A 21,626-nucleotide genomic window follows, 5' to 3' on the forward strand; every position below is an offset into this window, starting at 1 on the left:
CGAAGGAATTCATTCCGTTCTTCACAGCATGCGCACAAGCCGGGGGCGGTGCCATGGGCTCGAGCGTGGCTCAAGGTGCATGCAGCAACGCACCCGCCGGGATAGACACGGCACAAAGCCTCATATGCGGACTAAGCGAACGGCCATGTTCGGCCGCTCGGACGGCCGGGCGGCCCCGCAGCGCGTACCGCCGCCGAACCGGACACCAACCGCCACCGAACCGGCGCCGCACACCCTGGCACCGCATGTCCCGGTGACCGACGGAGGTGACGCGATGCGACTGGCGGAGATCATCGAGCTGCGTCCCGTACCGGCCGCAGGGCTGCTCGCGACCCTCACCAGGCGCTGCCCGCTGAGCTGCGCCCACTGCTCCACGTCCTCGGGCCCCCGGGGCGAGGACACCCCGGCCGACGCCCTGCGCCGCTTCGTCGGCGGCTTCACCCCGGGCGACCGTCCGGAGGTCCTCATGCTCACGGGCGGCGAACCGCTGCTGCGGCCCGCGCTCGTCGACGGCCTCGCCGGGCTCGCGGCATCGGCCGGCACCCGGACGTCGGTACTCAGCGGCATGTTCTTCGCGACCGACGGGAAAGTACCCGCCCGCATCATGCGCGCCCTTCGGCACATCGACCACTTCTCCGCGAGCATCGACGTATTCCATGAACGCGAAGTACCGCGCGCGGCCGCTTTCCGGGCCGTGCACCGCATCATGGAAAGCGGAATCGAGGTGAGTTTCCACGCGGTGGGCCGGTCGGCCGACGATCCGTATCTCACCGACATCACCGCGTCGATACGCGCCGAGTTCCGCGACCGCGCCGCCGTCCTCGTCAACCACGTCCGGCCGGCGGGGCGCGCGGCGAGCTGGGCCACCGCCCGCCAGGTCCCGCCCGAAGGCACCGGGCAGCGTCCGGCCCCCTGCGCGATGGCGGCCTGGCCGGTGGTCGCCTTCGACGGCACGGTCACGGCCTGCTGCAACCAGCGCGTGGTCGACGCCCGCCCCGTACCGGACCATCTGCGCCTGGGACACATCGCCGTGGACGACTGGCAGGCCATCCGGCGCCGCTGCCAGGACTCACCCGTGCTGCGCACCATCCGTACCGCCGGCGCCGGGTCCTGCGCCGACTGCCGCAGCCTGGCCCGGCGGCCCGCCGAGCTGGACGCCGCCGAACGCGCCGGGTCCCGCCCGGCCGCCGGTGCGATGGACACCCTCGGTGCCCGCCTCCAGCGCGACGCGGGCGCCGCCGCGCTGCTGCGGCGCTACGGCAGCGGCCCCTACGCGCCGCTCGTCCTGCTCGGCGGCCCCGGCGACGAGGAGACGTCCCCATGAGCCCCACGGCCCTGGCGGGCCTGCGCGCCCAACTCTCCCTCGTCCAGCCCGTCCTGCGGACCGCCGCCGCCCGCATGTGGCACGCCGACGCCGGGCTCCCCGGCCGCTACCGGCACTACCTGCGCGCCATGCACCAGGTGATCCGTGCCTCCGTCCCGCTGATGGAACGGGCCGCCGCCCGCTGCGAGGCGCTCCCGCACGACCCCGTGGCACCGCCCCTCGCCCGCTACCTGCGCGCCCACGCCGAGGAGGAACGCGGCCACGACGACTGGCTGCTGACCGACGCGGCGGCGGCCGGGACCACCCCGGGCGCACTGACCGCCCCCACCCCGCCGGCCCACATCGCCGCCCTGGTGGGGGCCCAGTACTACTGGATCGAGCACAGCCACCCGGTGGCCCTGCTCGGCTACATCGCCGTACTGGAGGGCAACGCGCCGGCCCCGGGCCTGGCCGCCCGGCTGGCCCGGGAGACCGGCCTCCCGCACGCCGCGTTCGAGACCGTACGCCTCCACGCGGACCTCGACGACGGGCACAGCGCCGATCTGGACCGGCTGATCGACCGCCTGCCGCTGGACCCCGCGCAGCGCTCGCTGGTCGCGGTCAGCGCGCTGCACACGGTCGCCGCCCTCGCCGAGCTGTTCGACCGCATCGCCACGGCACCCCACCCATCGGAGAGCGCCCATGAATGAGCACGCGCACGACCGCGACCGCCTCCGCGCGCTGGAGGACGCCGGATTCCCGCTGCACAGCCTCTCGCCCGAGCAGCGGGAAGTGCTCCAGGACCTCAGCGCGGAGGAACTGACCCTGCTGCTGGGGCTCAAGGAGCGCCTTGACGCGGCCGAGCCGGAGGTGCAGGCCCACAGCGAGATCGCCGGCGGAGCGCTGTTCTGATGACCGGGACCGCGCGCACCACGTGCCCCAAGTGCCCCGAACCGCCCCCGGACGGCGCCGCCTTCTGCCCCCGGTGCGGCACCCCCTGTGTGCCCGCGGCCGGTGGTGCGGCGGCCGAGGAGCGCCGGGTGGTGACCCTCGTCTTCTGCGACCTGGTCGGATCCACCGCCCTGTCCGGACGGCTCGACCCGGAGACCCTGCGCACCGTCACCCTCCGGTACTTCGCGCTGATGCGCGCCCGGATCGAGGAACACGGCGGCACGGTGGAGAAGTTCATCGGCGACGCCGTGATGGCGGTCTTCGGCGTCCCCGCACGTCACGAGGACGACGCCCACCGCGCCCTGGCCGCCGCCCGAGGCATGGTCACCGGTCTGGACGGACTCAACGCCGAGCTGGAGCGCGAGCACGGCGTGCGCCTCGCCGTCCGCATCGGCGTGAACACCGGTGAGGTCGTGGTGAGCGCCGACCCCGCCGCCGGGCAGGCCCTGGTCTCCGGCGAGGTGGTGAACATCGCCGCCCGGCTCGAACAGCACGCCGGTACCGGCGAGATCCTGATCGGCCCCGCCACCCTGCGCGCCGCCGGGCCCTCGGCGGTCACCGAACCGGCCGGCGCGCTCTCCCTCAAGGGGGTCGGCGCCCCCGTCCCCGCCCACCGCCTGCTCGCCCTGCACGAGGACGACCCGGAACGGGTCCGCCGCTTCGACACCCCCTTCATCGGCCGCGCACAGGAACTCGCCGAACTCCGCCTGCTGCTGCGCAAGCTGGAGGCCGACCCCCGCTCGCACCTGGTGACCGTCTACGGCGAGGCGGGCCTCGGCAAGACCCGCCTGCTGCGCGAATGGCTGCGCGACTGCCCCGCGTACGGCGAGGGCCGCTGCCGCCCCTACGGCGAGACCGGCACCCTCGCCCCGCTGGCCGAGGCGGTACGCCAGGTGGTCGCCGCCGTCGGGGAGGAGGCCGGGCTCGCCGGGCTGCCCGGCCAGGAGCGGACGGAGGCCCGGCAGGCGCTGCGCCTGCTGCGCGGCGGGCTGCTCGCGGACGGCACCCCCAGCCCCTCGGAGGACGACACCCTCATGGCGCTGGCCTGCCTGCTGGACGGGCTCTCCCGGGAACGGCCCGTGGTGCTCGTCCTGGACGACTGCCACTGGGCGTCCGCCCCGCTGCTCGACCTCACGGGCCGCCTCCTCGACGAGCTCGACCGCGCCCCGGTCGCCCTGGTGTGCGCCGCCCGGCCCGAACTGCTGGAGACCCACCCCGGCTGGGGCAGCGGCCGGATGCGCTCCGCCTCGCTCATGCTCACCCCGCTCACCCGGGAGGAGGCCGCCGCGCTCGCCGCCGAACTGGTCGAGGTGGCCGCCCACCGGCAGGGCGTCCTGGAAGGCGCCCTCGACCGGGCCGAGGGCAATCCGCTGTACCTGGAACACCTGACCGCCATGGCGGCCGAGTGCGACGACCTGCCGCTCACCGTGCACGCCCTGCTCGGCGCCCGTATCGACGCGCTTCCTCCCGAGGAGCGGACCCTGCTCCAGCTGGCCGCCGTCCTGGGACGCGAGTTCGGCCGCGCCGACCTCACCGAACTGGCCGGCGCCGAGGACGCCGGGCCGCCGGAGTCCGCCGCCGGGCTGCTGCGCGGTCTCGTACGGCGCCGGCTCATCGAGGCCGGGGGCCGCACCCTGGCCACCAGCTCCGTGCTCCGGTTCGGCAGCGCCCTCGTCCAGGAGACCGCCTACCGGGGCATGGCCAAGAAGGTGCGCGCCCGGCGCCACGAGGACGCCGCCCGGGTCCTCGTCCGGCACGACGCGGGGGACGCGGCCGTCGGCACCCATCTGGCCCGCGCCCACCGGCTGCTGACCGAACTCGGCCTGCGCGACGACGGCACCGACGCGCTGCGCGCCCGCGCCGCCGGGCTGCTCACCCGGGCCGGCACCGCCGCCCTGGCCCGCTCCGACCTGCCCTGGGCCGACGACCTCCTCACCCAGGGCCTCGACCTCGCCGCCCCCGGCGAGCCGGCCGCCGCCGAGGCCGCCCGGCGCCTGGGCGAGACGAAGGTCGCGCGCGGCGAACCGGCACGCGGCCGGGAACTGCTGGCGGGCGCCCTCGACACGGCGGAACGGGCCGGAGACCGGCTGGGCGCCGCCCATGCCCGGCTCGCGCTGACCGCCCTCGACCCCCGGCACGGCTCCGCGGCCGAGGTGGCCGAGAGCGCCCTCGGCCTGTTCACGGCGGCCGGCGACGACCAGGGCATCGCCCGCGCCTGCGTCCGCATCGCCCAGGACCGCCAGCGGCGCGGCCGGCACGCCGAGGCCGAAGCCCTCCTCGGCCGGGCCCTGGACCACGCGGGCCTGGCCGACGCCGAACCCGAACGGGCCCTGGCGCTCGGCGCGCTCGGCATCTCCCTGTGGCGGGGCCCGGCCCCGGTCGCACAGGCCGTCGCCCGCTGCGAGGAACTGCTCGCGGCCCACGGCGCCGGCCGGCCGACCGTCCGGGCCACCCTCGCCTGCCCGCTGGCCGTACTCCTCGCCCTCCAGGGCCGCACCGACGAGGCGCACGAGCGGCTGGCCGAGGCGGCGCGGCTCGCCGGCGGCCTCGGATACGCGGAGAGCGCCCTGTTCGTCCCGCTGTTCGCCGCCGAGGTCGAGGCCCTGACCGGAACACCCGGGCGCAGGCTCGACCTCCTCGCCGAGGCCGCCCGCGCCGGGCGCGGACTCGGCGCCGCGGGAGCGCTGCCCGGCATCGCCCGCGAGCGGGCCCGGATCCTGCTGGACCGGGGTGAGCCCGCCGAGGCGCTGGCCCTGCCCGACCCCCAGGAAGCCGGCCTGCCCCCGGCGGAGTCCGCCGACGCGGACGGGCTGCGGGCCCGGGCCCTCGCGCTCGCCGGAGACCCGGCCGCCGCGCGCGCCTGCGCCGGCCGGGCCACCGAGGCCGCCGAGGGCACCGACTCCCCGGTCGTGCGCGCCACCGCCGCGCTCGACCTCGCACACACGCTGCGCACGCTCGGCCGGCCCGGCGACGCGGCACGGGAGGCGCGCACGGCGCAGCGGCACTTCGCCGCCAAGGGACACCGGCTCGGCGCGGACCGCGCGGCCGCGTTCGCCGACGACAGCGCGGCCGGGGCCCGGAACACGGACCCCCCGGCCGGGCGGGAAGGCAGGAGCGTATGACCACCGGGACGGCAGGAGGGCTCACCTGGAGCCTGCGCGACCGTACCCCCGACGACCTCACGATGCTCGCCGACACCGTGCCCGACCTGCCCGCCGATCCCTCGGCGTGGTCGGACGGCGCGGGGGTGCGGGTCTGCGTGGTGGACACCGGGGTGGAGTGCGGGCACCCCTCGGTCGGCGCGGTCCAGGGCTCCTACGAGGTGGCCCCGGCACCCGACGGGAGCCTGCACGTCGTCGACAGCGGTCCACTGCCCGACGGCGCAGGCGACGCCTGCGGGCACGGCACGGCCTGCGCCGGGATCGTCCGGCGCGTGGCGCCGGACTGCGCCCTGTACAGCGTGCGAGTGCTGGGGGAGGGCTTCACCGGCAGCGGCGACGCGCTGCTGACCGGGCTGCGCTGGGCCGTCGACCAGGGCTTCGACGTGGTCAACCTCAGCCTTTCCACCACCCGCCCCCAGTTCCTCGAAACGCTGCGCTCCCTGGCCGACCAGGCGTTCTTCACCGGCACCACGCTGGTGGCGTCGGCGCACAACACCCCGGTGGAGAGCTTCCCGTGGCGGTTCTCGTCCGTCATCTCGGTCGGCACCCACCGCGAGGACGACTCCGGCCTCTTCCTCTACAACCCCGCACCGCCCGTGGAGTTCTTCGCGCCCGGCCAGAACGTGCAGGTGGCCTGGACGGGCGGCAAGACCATCCGGACCACCGGGAACAGCTTCGCCACCCCCTTCATCAGCGGGATGTGCGCCCGGCTGCTCGGCAGCAGGCCGAAGCTGACGCCGTTCCAGATCAAGCACGCGCTCTACCTCTCCGCCGCGAACGTACGTATCGGCGAACCAGGAACCCGAGGTGAATCATGAGCCAGTCCCACGGCCTCGTCCCCGCCACCGGCGCGGGCCCCGCGACACGGCCCGGCAGCGCCGAGCGCGATCTGCTGCAGTCCGTCGTCGAGACCGCGCGGGCCATCTTCGGCGCGGCGGCCAGCTCCGTCCTGCTGCACGACCAGGACGCCGACGAGCTGGTCTTCCAGGCGGTGGCCGGGGAGGGCGAGGAATCCCTCGTCGGCTCCCGGTTCCCGGCCGGCCGGGGACTGGCGGGCTGGGTGCTCGTCTCGGGCGAGCCGATGGTCGCCGACGACCTGCGCGAACAGGGCATGTTCGCCCGCGATGTCGCCAAGTCGACCGGCTATGTGCCGGACGCGCTGATGGCGGCGCCGCTGGCCCACCACGACCGGGTGCTCGGGGTGCTCGAAGTGCTCGACCCCGCCCAGCAGTCCCGGTCCAGCCTCTCCGAGCTCGACCTGCTCGCCCTCTTCGCCCGGCAGGCCGCAGCCGCGCTCGCCGTCGTCATCGACCGCCGTCAGGAGGAGGCCCCGGCGGCGCTCCGCGCCCGGAGCCTGGAACTGGTGACCGCGCTGCGGGACGTACTCCTCGACGGGATGCCGCCCCAGGGGTGAGACCCGCAGGGCACGGCGTCAGCGCGCCGCCGACTCCACCAGGTCGGCGGCGCGCGTCTCGCTCTTGCCGTCGGCGAGCAGACCGCCGACCTCCTGCGCCCGCGCCCGGACCCCGGGATCACGGGCGGTGTCGTCGACCGCCGCGCGCAACTCGCCTGCGGGCGCGCCGCGTTCCGGGAACGTCCGGGCGACCCCGGCGCGCAGACAGGCGGCGGCCAGGACCTGCTGCTCCGAGCCGTTGGGGGCCACGAGCAGCGGTTTGCCGTACAGGAGCGCGGCGAGCACGGGGGCGGACGTCGCATTGGTCAGGACGAGCGCGGACCGTGCCACGAGCGGCCCCATCCAGGGGCGGCGTCCCACGGTGAGATCGGCGCCCGGAGCGGCCTCGGGGGCGCCCGAGCGGCCCAGTTCCACGACGGCCCGGTGCGTGCCCGAGGTGAAGGCGGCGTTCAGGCGCGGCCAGAGGCTGGTGCCGCCGAAGGTACGGCCGAGATGCACGTAAGCCAATGGCCCGGAGCCCGGCAGCGGTTCGGCCGCCGACGGCTCCGGCTCCCACCAGCAGGGGCCGACATGCCGCACGGCCGGGGGCAGTTCGGCCCCCGGCACCTCCATCACGGGGTGGCCGCGCAGCAGAAAGGCGGTGCCGAGCAGCGGGGTGTCCTCGAACCGGTCGCGGCGCGGGGCGAGACCGGCCGCCTCCCGGACCGCCCGGTAGTGCTTGAGGGTCTCCGTCAGCCGCCACTCCCGGCCGCAGCTGTCCGCCGGCGCCGTCCCCCGGTACGGCCACAGATGGGCCGCCAGCCCGAGCACCACCACCGGAAGTCCGGCGGCCTCGGCGGCCACCAGCGCCCCGTGGCAGAGCACGGAGGTGACCAGGACATCGGGCCGCAGCCGTCGGACCGCACCCGCCACCGTCGTGTACTGCTCGGCGCCCCGCACCGTCCAATGGCTCACCGACAGCGCCGTGTCGTCGTGCACGGGCGCCGCCTCCAGTCCGGCGGCGGCCACGGCGGACGCGGCCCCCGGCCCGGCGAGGACCCGCACCGTGTGGCCCCGGCGGCGCAGCTCCCGGCCGACCGCGAGGGCCGGGTAGAGATAGCCGGGGTCGCCGAGCGGGCACAGAAGGACGTTCATCGCGGGACGCTCCCCGTCAGGTCGAGGCCCAGGTGGTGGGCGAAGAAGGCCATCACGTCCCCGTACAGCCGGGCGCTGCGCGAGGCCCCGCGCGTGCCGTGGCCGACGCCGCGCTCGGTGCGCAGCACGACCGGCCCGGCCCCCGTGCCCGCCCACTGGAGCGCGGCGCACATCTTGCGGGCGTGCCCGGGGTCCACGCGGGTGTCGCCGTCGAAGACGGCCAGCAGCACGGCCGGGTAGCGGGCGCCCTCGCGCACCCGGTGGTACGGGGAGTACGCGAGCAGCCGGGCGAACTCGGCGGGGTCCGCCGCGCTGCCGTACTCGTCGCGCCAGCTCGCCCCCATCCCCGACAGCTCGTACCGCACCATGTCGAGCAGGGGCGCCGCGCACACGACGGCCGCATAGGTCTCCGGGCGGCGGGTCAGCGCGGTGGCGGCCAGCAGACCGCCGTTGGAGCTGCCGAGGACACCGAGCCGTCCGGGCGCCGCCCAGCCGGCCCCCAGCAGATGGTCGGCGGCGGCGTCGAAGTCCTCGAAGGTGTGGTGCTTGTGCTCGCGGCGCCCGGCCCGGTGCCACTCCTCGCCCTCCTCGCCGCCGCCGCGCACACAGGCCACCGCGTAGACCCCGCCCGCGCGCACCCAGGGCAGGGCCTGCGGGGTGAATCCGGGGGTCATCGAGGCGCCGAAGCCGCCGTAGCCGGTGAGGACGGCGGGGCGTGGCCGGTCGGGGCGGCCCTCGGGGGACATCACGAACATCCGCACCTCGGTGCCGTCGCGGGAGCGCACGGCCTCCTGGGTGACGCGCACGCCCTCGACGGGCGCTGCGGGCGGCGGCCCGCCCGGCCAGGGGCGCAGTTGCCCGCTGACCGCGTCGTAGTGCAGGACGACGGTGGGTGTGATGTGGTCGGTGTACGCGAACCACAGCTCGTGTCCCGGCTCTTGACGGGCTGTCAGTCCGGTCACGGTGCCTTGTCCCGGCAGGGGGACGGTGACCGCCGGGGCGCCGGTCCCGGCGTCGTGCAGGGTCAGCTCGCCGACCGCGTGCCGGGTGCGTACGACCGCGAGCAGCGGCCGCTCCAGCGCCGGGCCGTCCAGCACCGCGAAGTCCTGGAGCACGGTGCCGGGCCGCTCGTCGACCAGGGTGCGCCAGTGTGCGGGGCCGGTGGCGCCGGGCGGGGCCGCGGCGATCCGGCCGCGCGGGGCGCCGGCGGTCGTACGGAGCAGCAGCGGTCCGCCGCCCGGGCGGGGGCGGACGACGGTGTGGGCGTCGGTGCCGTGCTGCAAGGGGCGCAGAGCGGGCCGGTCCGGGGCGCTCGCCGTCAGATCGGCGGTCCACAGATCGGTGCGGGGTGCGGTCCCCTCGCTGGCGCCGACGACCAGGAGCCGGCCGTCGGGGGAGGTGGCCACGGTGTAGTACTGGGTCTCCGGCCGTCCGGCGCCGAAGATCTCCGCGTCCCGCCCGGCCGGGGTGCCGACCTCGTGCAGATACACCCGCCGGTGCCGGCCCGCCCCGCCGGGAGTCTCCTCCGGCGGCAGCCGCCGCACGTAGTAGAAGGCCCGGCCGCCCGGCAGCCACGCCACGGGGGAGCGGCGGACCCGGTCCACGGGCCCGTCCACCACCTCGCCCGTCGCCGTGTCGAGCACGCGCAGCACCGAGTGCTCCGTACCGCCCGAGGACAGCTGCACGGCGACCAGGCCGCCCTCCCAGGACGGCTCCCAGGCGTCCAGCACCGTGGTGCCCGACGGGTCGGCCGCCAGCGGGTCGAGGAGCACCCGGGTCCGGCCGTCCTCCCGGACGGCGAGCACCGCGAGTTCGTGCCCCGGCCGCCTGAGCAGATGGAACTCCCGCCCGCCGCGCGGCACCGGCGGCCGGGCGCCGCCCCCGGCGAGCAGCGCCGCCATCCGCCCGTACAGCGCCTCACGGTCCGGCCAGCGCGCCTCCTCCTCGGCGTAGAGCAGATCCTGTGCGGCGCCCCACGCGGCGGTGGCGGGATCCGCCGGATCCTCCAGCCACCGGTAGGGGTCCGCCACCGGCTGCCCGTGGATCACCTCCACCGGGCCGCTGCGGGGCGCGGCCGGGTAGCCGGGCCGGGCCGGCGTCGGCCGGGCGTCGCGGGGCGGGGACACGGTCATCGCGGCGCTCCAGGGAGAACGGTCACGTCGGACCCGGTGTCGGACCCGTTGTCGGACACGGGGAAGGGCGGGGTCAGTTGCCGCCGGTGCCGGGGCGCGGCACGGGGGGTGCCGGGACCAGCCCCACGGCCCCGGCCTCGTCGGGCGTCCGGCCGGAGGGTGCGACCGCGTCGCCGGGTGCGGGGTCCTCCGGGCCGTCGCCGCCGCCCTTTGCGTCGTCGGCGGTGGCGTCGAGGCTGGTCTCCCGCAACAGGGGCACCGACGACACCAGCGTGACCACCGCCGCCGTGCCGGCCAGGACCAGCCAGGTGCGGCTGCCGCCCATGGAGTCCACGAACGAGCCGGCCAGGACCGGTCCGACCGAGGCGAGACCGGCCATCATCAGCCCGGTCGCCGTGCTCACCCGGCCCAGCAGGTCGCGGGGCGCGAGCACCAGGACCGCGCGGCCGACGACGATGCCCGCAGGCGGGCTGAAGAAGACGACCACGACGAGCACCGGGCCGAGGATCCAGGGGTGCGTGGTCCGGGAGAAGACGGCGAGGCCGAGGGCCCAGACGCCGCCGATCAGCAGGAACAGCCGGCCGGCGGTGATCCTCTTGATCAGCCAGGGCGCAGCGGCCGCGCCCAGCAGCCCCCCGACACCCGCGCACGCCATCACCGCCCCGATCGCCGTGCCGCCGGCGCCGCTCTGGCGCAGCGAGACGACCATGGTCGTCTGCGCCGCCGCCGAGACGATGTTGATGCCCGCGGCGAAGAGCAGCGCCGCCAGCAGCGCCCGCTGGTGGGTGAGCCACCGCAGCCCGGCCGTCAGCCGGTTGTCGCGTTCGGAGGCCGCGACGCCCTGGGGCTGCCGGATGCCCATCCGCAGCACCAGCACGGCCGACACCCCGTACGTGGCGGCGTCGACCGCGAACGGCAGGATCGGGTCCAGGGTGAACAGCCAGCCGCCGAGGAACGGGCCGATCAGCGAACTCGACGCCATGGCGGTCTGGCTGCGGCTCAGCGCGTCGGTGAGGTCCTTCTCCGGCACCACGTCGCGCACGGCGATGGTGGCCGCCGGAGCGAAGAGCGCGGTGGCCGCGCCCTCGACCACGGCCACCGCGAGCAGATGCGCCTGGCCCAGGTCCCCGAGGCCCGAGGCCAGCGGAATGCTGGCCAGGGCCACGAGCCGCACCAGATCGGTGCCGACCATGATCATGCGCCGGTCGAGCCGGTCGGCGAGATGGCCGGCCGGCAGGCGCAGCACCGTCCGCGTCACCAGCGAGCAGGTCGCGACCGTACCCGCCTGTGCGGCGCTGCCACCGATGGACAGCACGAGCAGGGGGAAGGCCAGCAGCGACAGCTGCGAACCGAGGGTGGACAGCGTCGAACTGAGCCAGTAGCGGCGGAAGTCGGGGTTGGTGCGCAGAATGCCGGCGCTCTTCATCCCAGCCGTCCGACCGCGTCCAGGCAGTCCAGCACACCGGCGTCGACCCGGTCCTGGAAGACGGCGCGTACGGCCGCCTCCTCGTCGTACTGGTAGTGGTCGTGGCAGCTGACCCAGCGGCCCTCGGTCTGCTCGGCGCTCAGATAGCCGTCGGTGACGGTGCCGACCTCCATGCCGGGCTTGCCCGCCGTCTCCCAGCAACTGGCCAGCACCCCGTCGGCGTTGATGACGGCGCCGTAGCGGCCGTCCGCGAAGGAGCAGGCCTGGCAGGGGACATGGGCGCGCGGACGGGTCACCGTGAAGCCGAGTTCCAGCGCGCGGGCGTGCCAGCGGACGAAGTCCCCGACGAGGCCGTCCTCGTGCAGCAGGTTGTTCGCGTAGCCGACGCCGACGTCTCCGACCCGGGCGAAGTGGATGCCGCAGCGGGCCGGGTCCAGGCGCGAGCCGAGGCGCTCGACGAGTTCGTCCACGCCGTTCCGGTTCAGATGCGAGACGTTGACCCGCAGCATCCAGCGCAGGGAGGTCCGTTCGATGGCCCGCGCGATGTTGGAGACGATGACGTCGAAGGTGCCGCCCCCGGACCGCTTGACCCGGATGGCGTCGTGGTCGGCCCGGTCGCCGTCGAAGGTCACCTGGACGGAGCCGAGGCCCGCCGCGTTGAGCTCCTTGGCGATCAGTGGCGTGAGCAGCGTGCCGTTGGACGTCATCGACGCGGTGAGCGGGCCCAGTTCCCGCGCCCGGGTGAGCAGGTCGCGGCAGCCGCGCGGGTTGAGCAGCGGCTCGCCGCCGAACAGCAGCAGCGACAGCCGGTCGAGTCCGGCCGCATCCATGCGCGTCCGGGTGAAGTCCAGTACCTCGGTGACGCCTTCGGGTGTCAGCCGGGCGTGGCTGATCCGGGGCGGCCTGCTGCCGCCCTTGGGGTCCTGCGCGGTGTTCTGGAAGCAGTAGCCGCAGCCGAGGTTGCAGTCCGTGCTGGTCAGCACGGTGAGCGAGTACGAGGTGTAGGGCCGTACGTCGTACAGCCCCGCCTCGCGGAGATAGCGTTCGGCCGAGGGGCGCAGGGTGCCGTCGGGCTCCACCTGGCCGGGCCGCATCAGGGCGTATCCGCCGGCGCCCAGGAACCACCACCCCCTGTCGGCGCGGATCAGACGGGCCCCGGCGGTGGGGACGGTGACGGACTGCGTACCGGGCACGGCAACCTCCGGGTCGGGGCGTGGCTGGAGAGGGGTGGCCGGTGGGCCCCCGGCCGCGGCGGCGTCGCGCCTCCGCGGCCGAGGAGGTCCGGCCGGTGGACCGGATCAGAGGCTGTGCTCCTGGTGGACGCCGCACCACGGGGTGTCCTCGCCCTCCTCGGAGTGCGCGATGACCTCGGGCTCGTCGACCGACTCCTGGTGCACACCGCACCAGGCGACGTTGGACGCGGAGTGCGCGATCACCTCGGGCTCGTCGACCGACTCCTGGTGCACACCGCACCAGGCGACGTTGGACGCGGAGTGCGCGACGACCTCGGGGGCGTCCTCTGCGGGGGTCTCGGTGGGCTCGGTGTTCTCGGCCATGGTGATCCTCCATACGACGGGCGATCGGGATGACGGGCGGCGGCACCGCGCCGACCGCCAGGAAGCTAGGAGCACGGGGTTCGGCACCGGTTCGCCACCGGTTGGCCGGCGGTGAACCTCCCTGGTCGGCGCCCCGGCCGCCCGGCGGCGCCCCGGCAGAGCCATACCGGAATCGCACCGGGCGCGAACCCGCGGTCAACCCGCCGTTCCTACGGTGGCCGCCGTACGCTCCGCGACCGCGAGAGGACGCCCCCGTATGGACACCGAACCCGCCGTCCCGGCCGGCGCACCCGCACCTGTGGCGCGGCAGCGGCTGCCGGAGCCGCTCGGGGCGGACTTCCTGGCCCGCCCGGCCGAGACGCTGGCCGGAATCCGGGAGACCTGCCCGGTGGCCCGGGTCAGGACGCCCGCCGGACGCCCGGCCTGGCTCGTCACCCGGGCCGAGGACGTACGGGCCGGCTTCCTGGACCCCCGCCTCTCACTCAGCGGCGGCCGTGTCCCCGACCCCACCGTCCGCCGCCGCGCGCTGGAGGTGTCGCTGGTCAACTACGACGCGCCCGAGCACACGCGGATCCGCCGCCTGGCGACACCGGCGCTGACCCCGGCCCGGATGGCCGCCCATCGCGAGCGCATCGAGCGCGCCGCAGCCGAACTCCTGGACGCGGCCGATGCGGCGCGCGGCGCGGGGCCCGTCGAGCTGATGGACGCCTTCGCCCGCCCCTTCGCCTTCCGGTCCCTGTGCGAGGTCTTCGACGTACCGGAGGGGGAGCGGGCCGCGCTGTACGAGCCGGTGGCGTGTCTGGCGGACAAGACGGGCCGCACCGCCGCCGACATCGAGGGGAGCGTCGACCGCATCGACGCCTTCGTCCGCGACACGATGGCCCGGCGCGCGGCCGTCCCGGGAGACGACGTCGTCTCCCGCGTCCTGGTGGCCTGGCAGGAACAGGGCGGGGCCACCGAGGACGAAGTGGCCTCGCTCCTCGCGATGCTGCTGCTGGCCGGCTTCGACAGCACTGTGCAGGCCATCGGCATGAGCGTGGTGGCGCTGCTGGGCCACCGGGACGTCCAGAACACGCTGCGCGAGGAGCCGGCCCGGATCCCGCGCGCGGTCGACGAACTGCTGCGCTGGGACACCCCGGGCCCCTTCAGCACCAAGCGGGTGGCCCTGGAGGACGTCCGGTTCGGCGACACGGTCATTCCGGCGGGCAGCGGTGTCCTGCTGTCCGTGGCGGCGGCCAACCACGACCCGCGCTGCCACGCCGACCCCGGCACGCTGGATCCGGACCGGAGCACCGCGAGCCGCCATCTGACCTTCGGTCTGGGCCCGCACTACTGCCCGGGATCGGCCCTGGCCCGGCTGGAGCTCACGGTGGCCCTGACCGGCGTCCTCGTACGCTGGCACCGACTGGAACCGGCGGTGCCACTGGACGAACTGACCTGGACCGGCGGCTACTTGCACCGCCGGCTCGCCGCGCTGCCGGTACGTCCCTGCGGGCCCGCCTAGGGGCCGCAGGGATCAGTCCGGGAGGCGGCCGCCGATCGTCAGCTCGACGTCGTCCCCCGCCCGGACGAACTCCCGCACCAGCCAGTCGCGGGCTCCGAGGGAGGTGCCGGCACCCGTGGTGTGGGCCGGGACGGCGAGCACCGGGCCCGTCGGCTCCCCGGTGCGCAACTCGGCCTCGACGACCACGTCGTCCAGGAAACGGAGCGCCAGGTCGACCGGGCGCGGGCCCGCCGCGAAGGCACCGGGATCGGTGAGCCCCAGCAGCCGGCAGCGTGCTCCCGGGAAGAGATGGGTGTGCGCGCACACCGCCAGGAAGGCGGGTGCTGCGTCCGGTGCGGTGGACGGCTCGGACATATGACGGGACTCCGGAATCCGTGACGACGGGGGCCCGGGCAGTCTGGCCGCCCGGGACGGACATGCGGCGGCATTCGGCGGCTGCCGCGCCCCCTGTCACCCGGCCGGCGCCGGGACAGGGCCGCACGGGCTCGCGGTACGGGGAACACGGCCCCGTACCGCACCCCGGTCACCGGCGGTCCGGCCGCGCGCACATGGACGCACGGCGCGTGAGGTCCCATGATCACGCGGATGTCCGGCGGGGGCCCGGCGCCAGGAGAAGAACCGTGAAGCTCTGCGTCGCGATACCTGTCGTCCTGCCGGCCCTGCTCCTCGCCGACTCGGGGGCGGCGGCCTTGGCCCGGGGCTGGGTCCTGCCCACCAACCGGCGGCCGGTGCACCGTCCGCGCCCGTACGGCTGGGCCCAGCTGACCGTCGCCTGTGCCCTGTGCCGGCAGCTGGTGTTCCTGCTGGTGCTCGACGACGTCGGCACCCGCCAGTGGGGCACCCTGGCCGGCAGCGTGCTGCTGGTGGCCGGCCTCGTCGCGATGGCCGTCAGCCACCGCGCGGTGCGCGGGGGCGGCGGAGGCGCGGGCTCTCAGGCCTGAGGCCGTTTCCATTCGAGCATCAGGATCGTCGCGTCGTCCCGGAGGCCGGTGCTCTCCGACTCCAGGAGCGAATGGATGAGCCGGCGCAGGGTCTCCGGCGCGAGTTCGCCCGCCGCCGCGGCCCGTACCACGTAGTCGACGAACCGTTCGAGGCCGAACTCCGTGCCGTTGCGCATCCGGGACTCGGTCGCGCCGTCCGTGTACATCAGCACCCGGTCCCCGGGCTCCAGGGCGATCTCGTGGACCTGGCGGGGACCGGCCGCGAAGGTGGAGAGGTAGCCCATCGGCGGGTCCGCCTCCCTCTCCATCGCGTGAGGGACCAGCACCCGGTCCCGGATGAGCAGAGGCGCGGGGTGGCCGCAGTTGATCCAGCGCAGCACACCGCCGGCCAGGTCCAGCTGGGACAGGATGCCGGTGCAGAACTGCTCGGGGAGCCAGCGCGAGAGGGCCGCGTCGACGCTCTCGACGAGCTCCGGCAGGTCCGCCCCCGTGCGGCGGGCGTTGCGGCAGGCGGCCAGCGTCACCGAGGTGGTGAGGCCGGAGGCCAGGTCGTGCCCCATCGCATCGAGGATCGAGGCATGCAGGGTCGTGCCGGTCAGGGCGTGGTCGAACCCGTCCCCGCCGATCTCGTACGCCGGCTCCAGCACCGCAGTCGAGACGACATGCGGTGTGCCGACGGTCCGGGGCGGCAGGAACGCCTGCAGCAACTCGGCAGGCAACCGCATCGGCTCTGTACGCGTCCGCCGGATGAACGAGTCCTTGTAGGCCCGCTTCGACGTGATCATCATCGCCAGCAGGGAGGCGAGGGCACGGCCGCGGGCCAGCAGCACCGGGTCCAGCGACGGCGCGGCCACCGCCACCACGCCCAGCCGTTCGGCCCCGTCCACCAGCGGAAGCCACGCCGTCAGACCCCAGGCCCCGCCCTCCTCCACCCGCAGCGCCTGGGTGCGGTAGGACCACCCGGCGAGCGACCCGTCGATGTCGAGCTCCGGAGCCCGGTCCGTCAGCGGCACCAGCAGGCGCTGCTGGAGATCGGCCAGATAGACCACGGACTGCCGCAGCCCGAGCGCCTTGGTGCAGCGCTCCACGGCGGTGGACAGGTCGAGGGCGGCATTGGCCGGATCGGCCAGGAAGCCGGCCAGCAGCTCGTCGCCGGCCGTCGGCTCCGTCATCGCGTTCCCTCTCCGCCGTCGTCCGCTCGTCCCTGTCCGAGCAGTCTCGCCCGAGCGGCCCCCACCCGCTCGGTGGAGGGGCGGGGGCCGGGGACGACCGGACCGCGGCGGGAGGCGCCCGCGGATCAGGGGCGGCTGGTCAGATATCCGCCCATGGTGGTGAAGTACTCCGTCGCGGGAAGCTCCCGGCCGTCCTCGGTGCGCACCCGGGTGATGGCGAGCCCGTGGTTGCGGCCGGTCCGGGCGTCGGCCCCGGCGACGATCGCCACGCCCTCGCCCTCGCGGTAGAAGATGCGGCCGGGCGTCCCGCCGTACAGACCCTCGGAGACCACGGCGGAGAGGATTTCGAGCCGCTTGCCCCGGTGGTAGGTGAACGCGCTGGGGTACGGCTCCGACTGGGCGCGGACCAGACGCTCCAGGGCGTCGGCCGGCCAGTTCCAGTCCATGCGGATGTCCTCGGTGGACCGCTTGTGGAAGAAGCTCGCCTGCGAGCGGTCCTGCTTGGTGAACTCCGTCTGCCCGGTGGCGATGAGGTCCAGCGCGCCCGTGGTGACCGGGCCTATCAGGTCCACGGTCTTGTGGAAGAGGTCGGTGGCGGTGTCCTTCGGCCCGACCGCGACCGCTTCCTGGCGGACGATGTCGCCGGCGTCCAGCTCGTCGTTCATCATGTGCGCGGTGACGCCCACTTCGGACTCGCCGTTGATCAGGGCCCAGATCAGCGGGGAGAAGCCCGCGTACTTCGGGAGCAGCGAGTCGTGGACGTTCAGCGTGCCGCGGCGCGGGAGGCGGAAGATCCGCGGCGGGATCCAGGTCCGCCAGTTGTTGGCGACGATGATGTCCGGGTCGGCTTCCTTGAGGCGCTCGAACAGCTCGTCGTCGTCCGGACGGTTCCGGATCAGCACCGGCACGCCGTGCTCCTCGGCGAGGTCGGCAACGGAGTCGCTCCAGATCTTCTCGTACGCGTGCTCGCTCTTGGGGTGCGTCACGACCAGGACCACGTCGTGTTCGGAGTCCAGGAGGGCTTGCAGGGTGCGGTGCCCCCAGGTCTGGTAACCGAACATGACGACCCGCATGGGGTTCCTCCTCAGCGTGGGGAATAAAATGATCGACGGTAAGTAAAGCAAGGCTTGCCTTAGTTTGCAACGCGTGTGCGCCGCGCCCCAGTTGACTACATCAATGCCGGGGGTGTCCGTTCTGTCCCGTCGACATGGTTGTAGGATTAGCTTAGGCTTACCTAAATTACTGCGGGTCGCTCCATCGGTGTGCCCGCCTACCGCTCTTTTCCCCCACGCCTGACAGGCGGCTTCCCCGCACGATGGGAGTGACATGTCACAGGTTCGTCCTGGCGACGCACCACCGGTCCACGACCTCATTGGTATCGGCTTCGGGCCGTCCAATGTGGCCATGGCCATCGCGATCAGCGAGCACAATGCGCGCCACGGTGCGCAGGAGGCGGTGAGCGCTCAATTCTTCGAGCAGCAGCCGCGCTTCGGCTGGCACCGCGGGATGCTCATCGACGACGCCACCATGCAGGTGTCCTTTCTCAAGGACCTGGTGACGCTCCGGAATCCGTCCAGTGAGTTCAGCTTCCTCTGCTATCTGAAGAGCAAGGGGCGGCTGATCGACTTCATCAACCACAAGAACCTCTTCCCCCTCCGGGTCGAATTCCACGACTACTTCGAGTGGGCCGCGGCCCAGGTCGACGACCTGGTCTCCTACGACCACGAGGTCGTCGGCGTCACCCAGGTCGTCCGGGACGGCGCCGTGGAGTTCCTGGACGTGACGGTCCGCTCGGGGGAGGGGCTCACCGTCCACCGCGCCCGCAACCTCGTCATCGGCACCGGGCTGCGCCCCCTCGTACCCGAAGGCGTCGAACGCGGTGACCGCGTCTGGCACAACTCCGAACTGCTCGCCCGCGTAGGGGAGCTGGACGGCACCTCGCCCTCCCGCTTCGTCGTCGTGGGCGCCGGCCAGAGCGCCGCCGAGAACGTCGCCTATCTGCACCGCCGCTTCCCCGAAGCGGAGATATGCGCCGTCTTCTCCCGCTACGGCTACAGCCCCGCCGACGACAGCAGCTTCGCCAACAAGATCTTCGACCCGGACGCGGTCGACGAGTTCTACGCCGCGCCCGAGAGCGTCAAGCGCCGGCTCATGGACTACCACGGGAACACCAACTACTCGGTGGTCGACATCGACTTGATCGACGACCTGTACCGGCAGATGTACCAGGAGAAGGTGCTCGGCACCGAGCGGCTGCGCTTCCTCAACGTCTCCCGCCTCACCGCGGTCAAGGAGACGGCGGAGAAGGCCAGCGCCACCGTGACCTCCCTCGTCACGGGCGAGGAGACCCTCCTGGACGCCGATGTCGTGGTGTTCGCCACCGGCTACAGCCCCGCCGACCCCCTCGGCCTCCTGGGCGAGGTCGGCGAGCACTGCCTGCGCGACGAGGAGGGCCGGGTCCGTGTCGAGCGCGACTACCGCATCGCCACCGACGCCGGGCTCAACTGCGGCATCTACCTCCAGGGCGGTACGGAGCACACCCACGGCATCACCTCGGCCCTGCTGTCCAACACGGCGATCCGGGTCGGCGAGATCCTCGACTCGCTGCTGGACCGGAGTGTGAAGTCCGCGCCCGACGCGGCCCGCCCGGTCGCAGACGAGACCGGCAGCAACGCCCGCTAGGCCGGCCGCGGGAGAGGGGCGGGAGGCGAGGGCGCGGGCACACCTCCTCGTGGGTGTGGTGTCCGGCCGCCGTCCCGCCCCAGTGGATCAGAGGGATAACGTACGTCGACATGAGCACGACTGCAGTGGAGCGGCCCCTGCCCAGGGGCATAACAGGGGCCCGTCACCGACGGGTCATGGGTTTGGGCGCGCTCGGGGTGATCGTCCTGGTCGTGGGGGGCCTGTCGCTGGCCGTCGGGGCGCGCTCGCTGAGCCCCGCCGAGGTGTGGCACGGGCTGTTCGGCGGCCCGGAGTCCGACCAGCGGCTCTCCGAGATCCGGCTCATCGTGCAGACCGTGCGCGTGCCCCGCACGGTGCTCGGGATCGTGGCCGGCCTCGCCCTGGGGGTGGGCGGGGCGCTGATCCAGGGCTACACGCGCAACCCGATCGCGGACACGGGCCTGCTGGGAGTCAACACCGGCGCCTCGTTCGCCGTGGTGTCGGTGATCGCCGTGTTCGGCCTCACCCATCCGTTCCAGTACGTCTGGTTCGCCTTTCTGGGCGCGGCGGTCGCCGGTGTCGTCGTGTTCGGCCTCGCGAGCATCGGCCGGGGTGCCGGCAATCCGCTGACGCTCGCTCTCGCCGGGCAGGGCGTCACGGTCTTCCTCGCGGCGATGACCACCGCTGTCGCGCTGTCCGACGTGAAGTCGCTGAACGCGCTGAGGTTCTGGAACGCGGGTTCGGTGGCCGGGGTCGGCTTCGACGTCATCTGGCCCGTGACCGCCTTCATCGGGGTCGGGCTGGTGCTTGCCCTGGTCATGCTGCCCTCCCTCAACCTGCTCAACCTCGGTGACGACGTGGCGCGCGGGCTCGGTGTGAACATCGCGCTGTGCCGTACGGTCGGCATCGTCGCCATCACCCTGCTGGCCGGCGCGGCGACGGCGGCCTGCGGCCCCATCGCCTTCCTCGGACTCATGGTGGCCCATGTGGCCCGCTATCTGACCGGCCCCGACTACCGCTGGCTGGTGCCGTACGCGGGTCTGCTCGGGGCCGTCGTCCTGCTGGTCTGTGACATCGTCGGACGCCTGGTGGTGCGGCCGGGCGAACTGGACGCGGGTGTCGTCGTCGCCCTGCTCGGCGCCCCGTTCTTCGCGGTGCTGGTCTGGCGAGGAAAGTTCAGGAGCGCATGAACGGGACGGAAATGAAGCCATCGGTGGCGCCGGGCGTCCGCCTCGGCCAGGTCTCGTTCGTCTGGCGGCCCTGGCCCGTCCTGGTCACGCTGCTGCTGGCGGCGGCGGCCTTCCTGGTGTTCTGCGTGTCCATCGGGGTCGGCGACTTCCCCATCGGGCTGTCCCGGGTGATCGCCACGATCCTCGGCCGGGGCGAGCAGGTCGACGAGTTCGTCATCATGGACCTGCGGATGCCGCGCGCCCTGGCCGGGGTCGTCGTGGGCGTCGCGCTGGGAGTGTCCGGCGCGATCACCCAGTCCGTCGCGCGCAACCCGCTGGCCAGCCCCGACATCCTGGGGATCACCGGAGGGGCCAGCGCGGTCGCGGTGTTCCTGGTGACGGTCTCCGGCGGGACGGCCGCGGCGATCGCCCACTCCGTGGGCCTCTCGGCGGCGGCGCTCCTGGGCGGTCTCGGCACGGGACTGCTCGTGTACTTCCTGGCCTGGCGGCGCGGGATCGACGGCTTCCGGCTCATCCTCATCGGGATCTCGGTCAGCGCGCTGATGGAGGCGCTGACGACCTGGCTGCTGGTCACGGCGGACATCAAGGACGTGGCCCGGGCCCAGGCATGGCTGGTCGGCTCCCTGGACAACCGGTCGTGGGACGACGTCCGGGTGGCGCTCTGGTGCACGGTCGTGCTTCTGGCCGTGGTGAGCTGCGTGGCCTTCCAGTTCAAGCCGATGCACCTCGGCGACGAGGTGGCCGCCGGTCTCGGCGTCCGGTACACCCGGGTGCGGGCCGTCCTGCTGCTGTGCGCGGTCCTGCTGGCCGCGGCGGCGGTGAGCGCGGCCGGGCCGGTGCCGTTCGTCGCCCTGGTGGCACCGCAGGTGGCCATGCGCCTGGCGCGCTGCCCGACGCCGCCGATGGTGGCCTCCGGCCTGGTGGGCGCGCTGCTGCTGACCGGATCCGATCTGCTCGCCCGTACGGCGCTGCCGATCGGCCTGCCGGTCGGGGTGGTCACCGCCGCGATCGGCGGGCCCTTCCTGGTATATCTGCTGGTCCGGGCGAACCTCAGCCGATGACAGACGAGTTGGACAACCCG

19 protein-coding genes are annotated in these 21,626 nt (G+C 74.2%); 11 read left to right on the plus strand and 8 right to left on the minus strand.

Annotated elements, in window-relative coordinates; genetic code table 11:
- Window positions 1-274: 274 nt before the first annotated feature.
- Genes RLT58_RS32625 through RLT58_RS32650 form a run of 6 tightly spaced genes read left to right on the plus strand, consistent with a single transcriptional unit; the run spans window position 275 to window position 6,829 of the window.
- A complete protein-coding gene (locus RLT58_RS32625; protein WP_399131987.1) occupies window positions 275-1,324 on the plus strand; it encodes a radical SAM protein in 1,050 nt (349 codons plus the stop codon).
- Window positions 1,321-2,013: an iron-containing redox enzyme family protein gene (locus RLT58_RS32630; protein ID WP_311313949.1), complete on the plus strand. Its 693-nt coding sequence runs from the start codon at window positions 1,321-1,323 to the stop codon at window positions 2,011-2,013. The genes RLT58_RS32625 and RLT58_RS32630 overlap by 4 nt, the downstream gene beginning before the upstream one ends.
- A complete protein-coding gene (locus RLT58_RS32635; protein WP_311313950.1) occupies window positions 2,006-2,215 on the plus strand; it encodes an aroma-sacti cluster domain-containing protein in 210 nt (69 codons plus the stop codon). Before RLT58_RS32630 ends, RLT58_RS32635 begins: the two co-directional genes overlap by 8 nt.
- The gene (locus RLT58_RS32640; RefSeq protein ID WP_311313951.1) at window positions 2,215-5,376 is read left to right on the plus strand and encodes an AAA family ATPase; all 3,162 of its coding nucleotides are present in this window, start codon (window positions 2,215-2,217) and stop codon (window positions 5,374-5,376) included. The genes RLT58_RS32635 and RLT58_RS32640 overlap by 1 nt, the downstream gene beginning before the upstream one ends.
- On the plus strand, window positions 5,373-6,233 hold the full coding sequence (locus RLT58_RS32645; protein WP_311313952.1) for a S8 family peptidase: 861 nt from the start codon (window positions 5,373-5,375) through the stop codon (window positions 6,231-6,233). Before RLT58_RS32640 ends, RLT58_RS32645 begins: the two co-directional genes overlap by 4 nt.
- Entirely contained in the window at window positions 6,230-6,829 is a 600-nt protein-coding gene (locus RLT58_RS32650; RefSeq protein ID WP_311313953.1) for a GAF domain-containing protein, read from the plus strand. The genes RLT58_RS32645 and RLT58_RS32650 overlap by 4 nt, the downstream gene beginning before the upstream one ends.
- Before the next feature lie 18 nt (window positions 6,830-6,847).
- Here the strand turns inward: RLT58_RS32650 and RLT58_RS32655 are convergent, their stop codons facing one another.
- From RLT58_RS32655 to RLT58_RS32675, 5 genes are all read right to left on the minus strand, one after another.
- Window positions 6,848-7,963: a glycosyltransferase gene (locus tag RLT58_RS32655; protein ID WP_311313954.1), complete on the minus strand. Its 1,116-nt coding sequence runs from the start codon at window positions 7,961-7,963 to the stop codon at window positions 6,848-6,850.
- On the minus strand, window positions 7,960-10,095 hold the full coding sequence (locus RLT58_RS32660; protein WP_311313955.1) for a prolyl oligopeptidase family serine peptidase: 2,136 nt from the start codon (window positions 10,093-10,095) through the stop codon (window positions 7,960-7,962). Before RLT58_RS32660 ends, RLT58_RS32655 begins: the two co-directional genes overlap by 4 nt.
- A 73-nt stretch (window positions 10,096-10,168) precedes the next feature.
- A complete protein-coding gene (locus RLT58_RS32665) occupies window positions 10,169-11,521 on the minus strand; it encodes an MFS transporter (protein ID WP_311313956.1) in 1,353 nt (450 codons plus the stop codon).
- Window positions 11,518-12,714, minus strand: a complete 1,197-nt coding sequence (locus RLT58_RS32670; RefSeq protein WP_311313957.1) for a radical SAM protein — start codon at window positions 12,712-12,714, stop codon at window positions 11,518-11,520. Before RLT58_RS32670 ends, RLT58_RS32665 begins: the two co-directional genes overlap by 4 nt.
- A 105-nt stretch (window positions 12,715-12,819) precedes the next feature.
- A complete protein-coding gene (locus RLT58_RS32675) occupies window positions 12,820-13,077 on the minus strand; it encodes a hypothetical protein (RefSeq protein WP_311313958.1) in 258 nt (85 codons plus the stop codon).
- A gap of 256 nt (window positions 13,078-13,333) precedes the next feature.
- On the opposite strand from RLT58_RS32675, the gene RLT58_RS32680 reads away from it, so the two are divergent.
- On the plus strand, window positions 13,334-14,581 hold the full coding sequence (locus tag RLT58_RS32680) for a cytochrome P450 (protein ID WP_311313959.1): 1,248 nt from the start codon (window positions 13,334-13,336) through the stop codon (window positions 14,579-14,581).
- A 12-nt stretch (window positions 14,582-14,593) separates the two neighbouring features.
- On the opposite strand, the gene RLT58_RS32685 is transcribed toward RLT58_RS32680, so the two are convergent.
- Window positions 14,594-14,935 carry a hypothetical protein gene (locus tag RLT58_RS32685; RefSeq protein ID WP_311313960.1) on the minus strand — a complete coding sequence of 114 codons (342 nt, stop codon included), beginning with the start codon at window positions 14,933-14,935 and terminating at the stop codon, window positions 14,594-14,596.
- Between the two features lie 266 nt (window positions 14,936-15,201).
- On the opposite strand from RLT58_RS32685, the gene RLT58_RS32690 reads away from it, so the two are divergent.
- Complete coding sequence (locus tag RLT58_RS32690) at window positions 15,202-15,522, plus strand: hypothetical protein (protein ID WP_311313961.1); 321 nt, start codon at window positions 15,202-15,204, stop codon at window positions 15,520-15,522.
- On the opposite strand, the gene RLT58_RS32695 is transcribed toward RLT58_RS32690, so the two are convergent.
- Both RLT58_RS32695 and RLT58_RS32700 read right to left on the minus strand, forming a co-directional pair.
- Window positions 15,513-16,694 (minus strand): PP2C family protein-serine/threonine phosphatase, encoded by a 1,182-nt coding sequence (locus RLT58_RS32695; RefSeq protein WP_311313962.1) that lies wholly within the window; start codon window positions 16,692-16,694, stop codon window positions 15,513-15,515. The genes RLT58_RS32690 and RLT58_RS32695 overlap by 10 nt on opposite strands.
- Before the next feature lie 125 nt (window positions 16,695-16,819).
- Entirely contained in the window at window positions 16,820-17,767 is a 948-nt protein-coding gene (locus RLT58_RS32700) for a methionyl-tRNA formyltransferase (protein ID WP_311313963.1), read from the minus strand.
- A gap of 253 nt (window positions 17,768-18,020) precedes the next feature.
- On the opposite strand from RLT58_RS32700, the gene RLT58_RS32705 reads away from it, so the two are divergent.
- The 3 genes from RLT58_RS32705 (at window position 18,021) to RLT58_RS32715 (ending at window position 21,606) form a co-directional block, all read left to right on the plus strand.
- Window positions 18,021-19,376, plus strand: coding sequence for a lysine N(6)-hydroxylase/L-ornithine N(5)-oxygenase family protein (locus RLT58_RS32705; protein WP_311313964.1), 1,356 nt, complete (start codon window positions 18,021-18,023; stop codon window positions 19,374-19,376).
- A 110-nt stretch (window positions 19,377-19,486) separates the two neighbouring features.
- The gene (locus RLT58_RS32710; protein WP_311313965.1) at window positions 19,487-20,545 is read left to right on the plus strand and encodes a FecCD family ABC transporter permease; all 1,059 of its coding nucleotides are present in this window, start codon (window positions 19,487-19,489) and stop codon (window positions 20,543-20,545) included.
- Window positions 20,542-21,606 (plus strand): FecCD family ABC transporter permease, encoded by a 1,065-nt coding sequence (locus RLT58_RS32715; RefSeq protein WP_311313966.1) that lies wholly within the window; start codon window positions 20,542-20,544, stop codon window positions 21,604-21,606. The genes RLT58_RS32710 and RLT58_RS32715 overlap by 4 nt, the downstream gene beginning before the upstream one ends.
- Window positions 21,607-21,626 lie beyond the last annotated feature (20 nt).

This window comes from Streptomyces sp. ITFR-16, assembly GCF_031844705.1.
Classification (GTDB): Bacteria; Actinomycetota; Actinomycetes; order Streptomycetales; family Streptomycetaceae; genus Streptomyces.

Bases quoted from the DNA above. Each gene is read 5' to 3' on its own strand.
- RLT58_RS32700 (WP_311313963.1), bottom strand. From the start codon at position 17,767: ATGCGGGTCGTCATGTTCGGTTACCAGACCTGGGGGCACCGCACCCTG.
- RLT58_RS32630 (WP_311313949.1), top strand. From the start codon at position 1,321: ATGAGCCCCACGGCCCTGGCGGGCCTGCGCGCCCAACTCTCCCTCGTC.
- RLT58_RS32645 (WP_311313952.1), top strand. From the start codon at position 5,373: ATGACCACCGGGACGGCAGGAGGGCTCACCTGGAGCCTGCGCGACCGT.
- RLT58_RS32680 (WP_311313959.1), top strand. From the start codon at position 13,334: ATGGACACCGAACCCGCCGTCCCGGCCGGCGCACCCGCACCTGTGGCG.
- RLT58_RS32705 (WP_311313964.1), top strand. From the start codon at position 18,021: ATGTCACAGGTTCGTCCTGGCGACGCACCACCGGTCCACGACCTCATT.
- RLT58_RS32715 (WP_311313966.1), top strand. From the start codon at position 20,542: ATGAACGGGACGGAAATGAAGCCATCGGTGGCGCCGGGCGTCCGCCTC.
- RLT58_RS32650 (WP_311313953.1), top strand. From the start codon at position 6,230: ATGAGCCAGTCCCACGGCCTCGTCCCCGCCACCGGCGCGGGCCCCGCG.
- RLT58_RS32665 (WP_311313956.1), bottom strand. From the start codon at position 11,521: ATGAAGAGCGCCGGCATTCTGCGCACCAACCCCGACTTCCGCCGCTAC.
- RLT58_RS32695 (WP_311313962.1), bottom strand. From the start codon at position 16,694: ATGACGGAGCCGACGGCCGGCGACGAGCTGCTGGCCGGCTTCCTGGCC.
- RLT58_RS32685 (WP_311313960.1), bottom strand. From the start codon at position 14,935: ATGTCCGAGCCGTCCACCGCACCGGACGCAGCACCCGCCTTCCTGGCG.
- RLT58_RS32655 (WP_311313954.1), bottom strand. From the start codon at position 7,963: ATGAACGTCCTTCTGTGCCCGCTCGGCGACCCCGGCTATCTCTACCCG.
- RLT58_RS32675 (WP_311313958.1), bottom strand. From the start codon at position 13,077: ATGGCCGAGAACACCGAGCCCACCGAGACCCCCGCAGAGGACGCCCCC.
- RLT58_RS32660 (WP_311313955.1), bottom strand. From the start codon at position 10,095: ATGACCGTGTCCCCGCCCCGCGACGCCCGGCCGACGCCGGCCCGGCCC.
- RLT58_RS32710 (WP_311313965.1), top strand. From the start codon at position 19,487: ATGAGCACGACTGCAGTGGAGCGGCCCCTGCCCAGGGGCATAACAGGG.
- RLT58_RS32640 (WP_311313951.1), top strand. From the start codon at position 2,215: ATGACCGGGACCGCGCGCACCACGTGCCCCAAGTGCCCCGAACCGCCC.
- RLT58_RS32625 (WP_399131987.1), top strand. From the start codon at position 275: ATGCGACTGGCGGAGATCATCGAGCTGCGTCCCGTACCGGCCGCAGGG.
- RLT58_RS32635 (WP_311313950.1), top strand. From the start codon at position 2,006: ATGAATGAGCACGCGCACGACCGCGACCGCCTCCGCGCGCTGGAGGAC.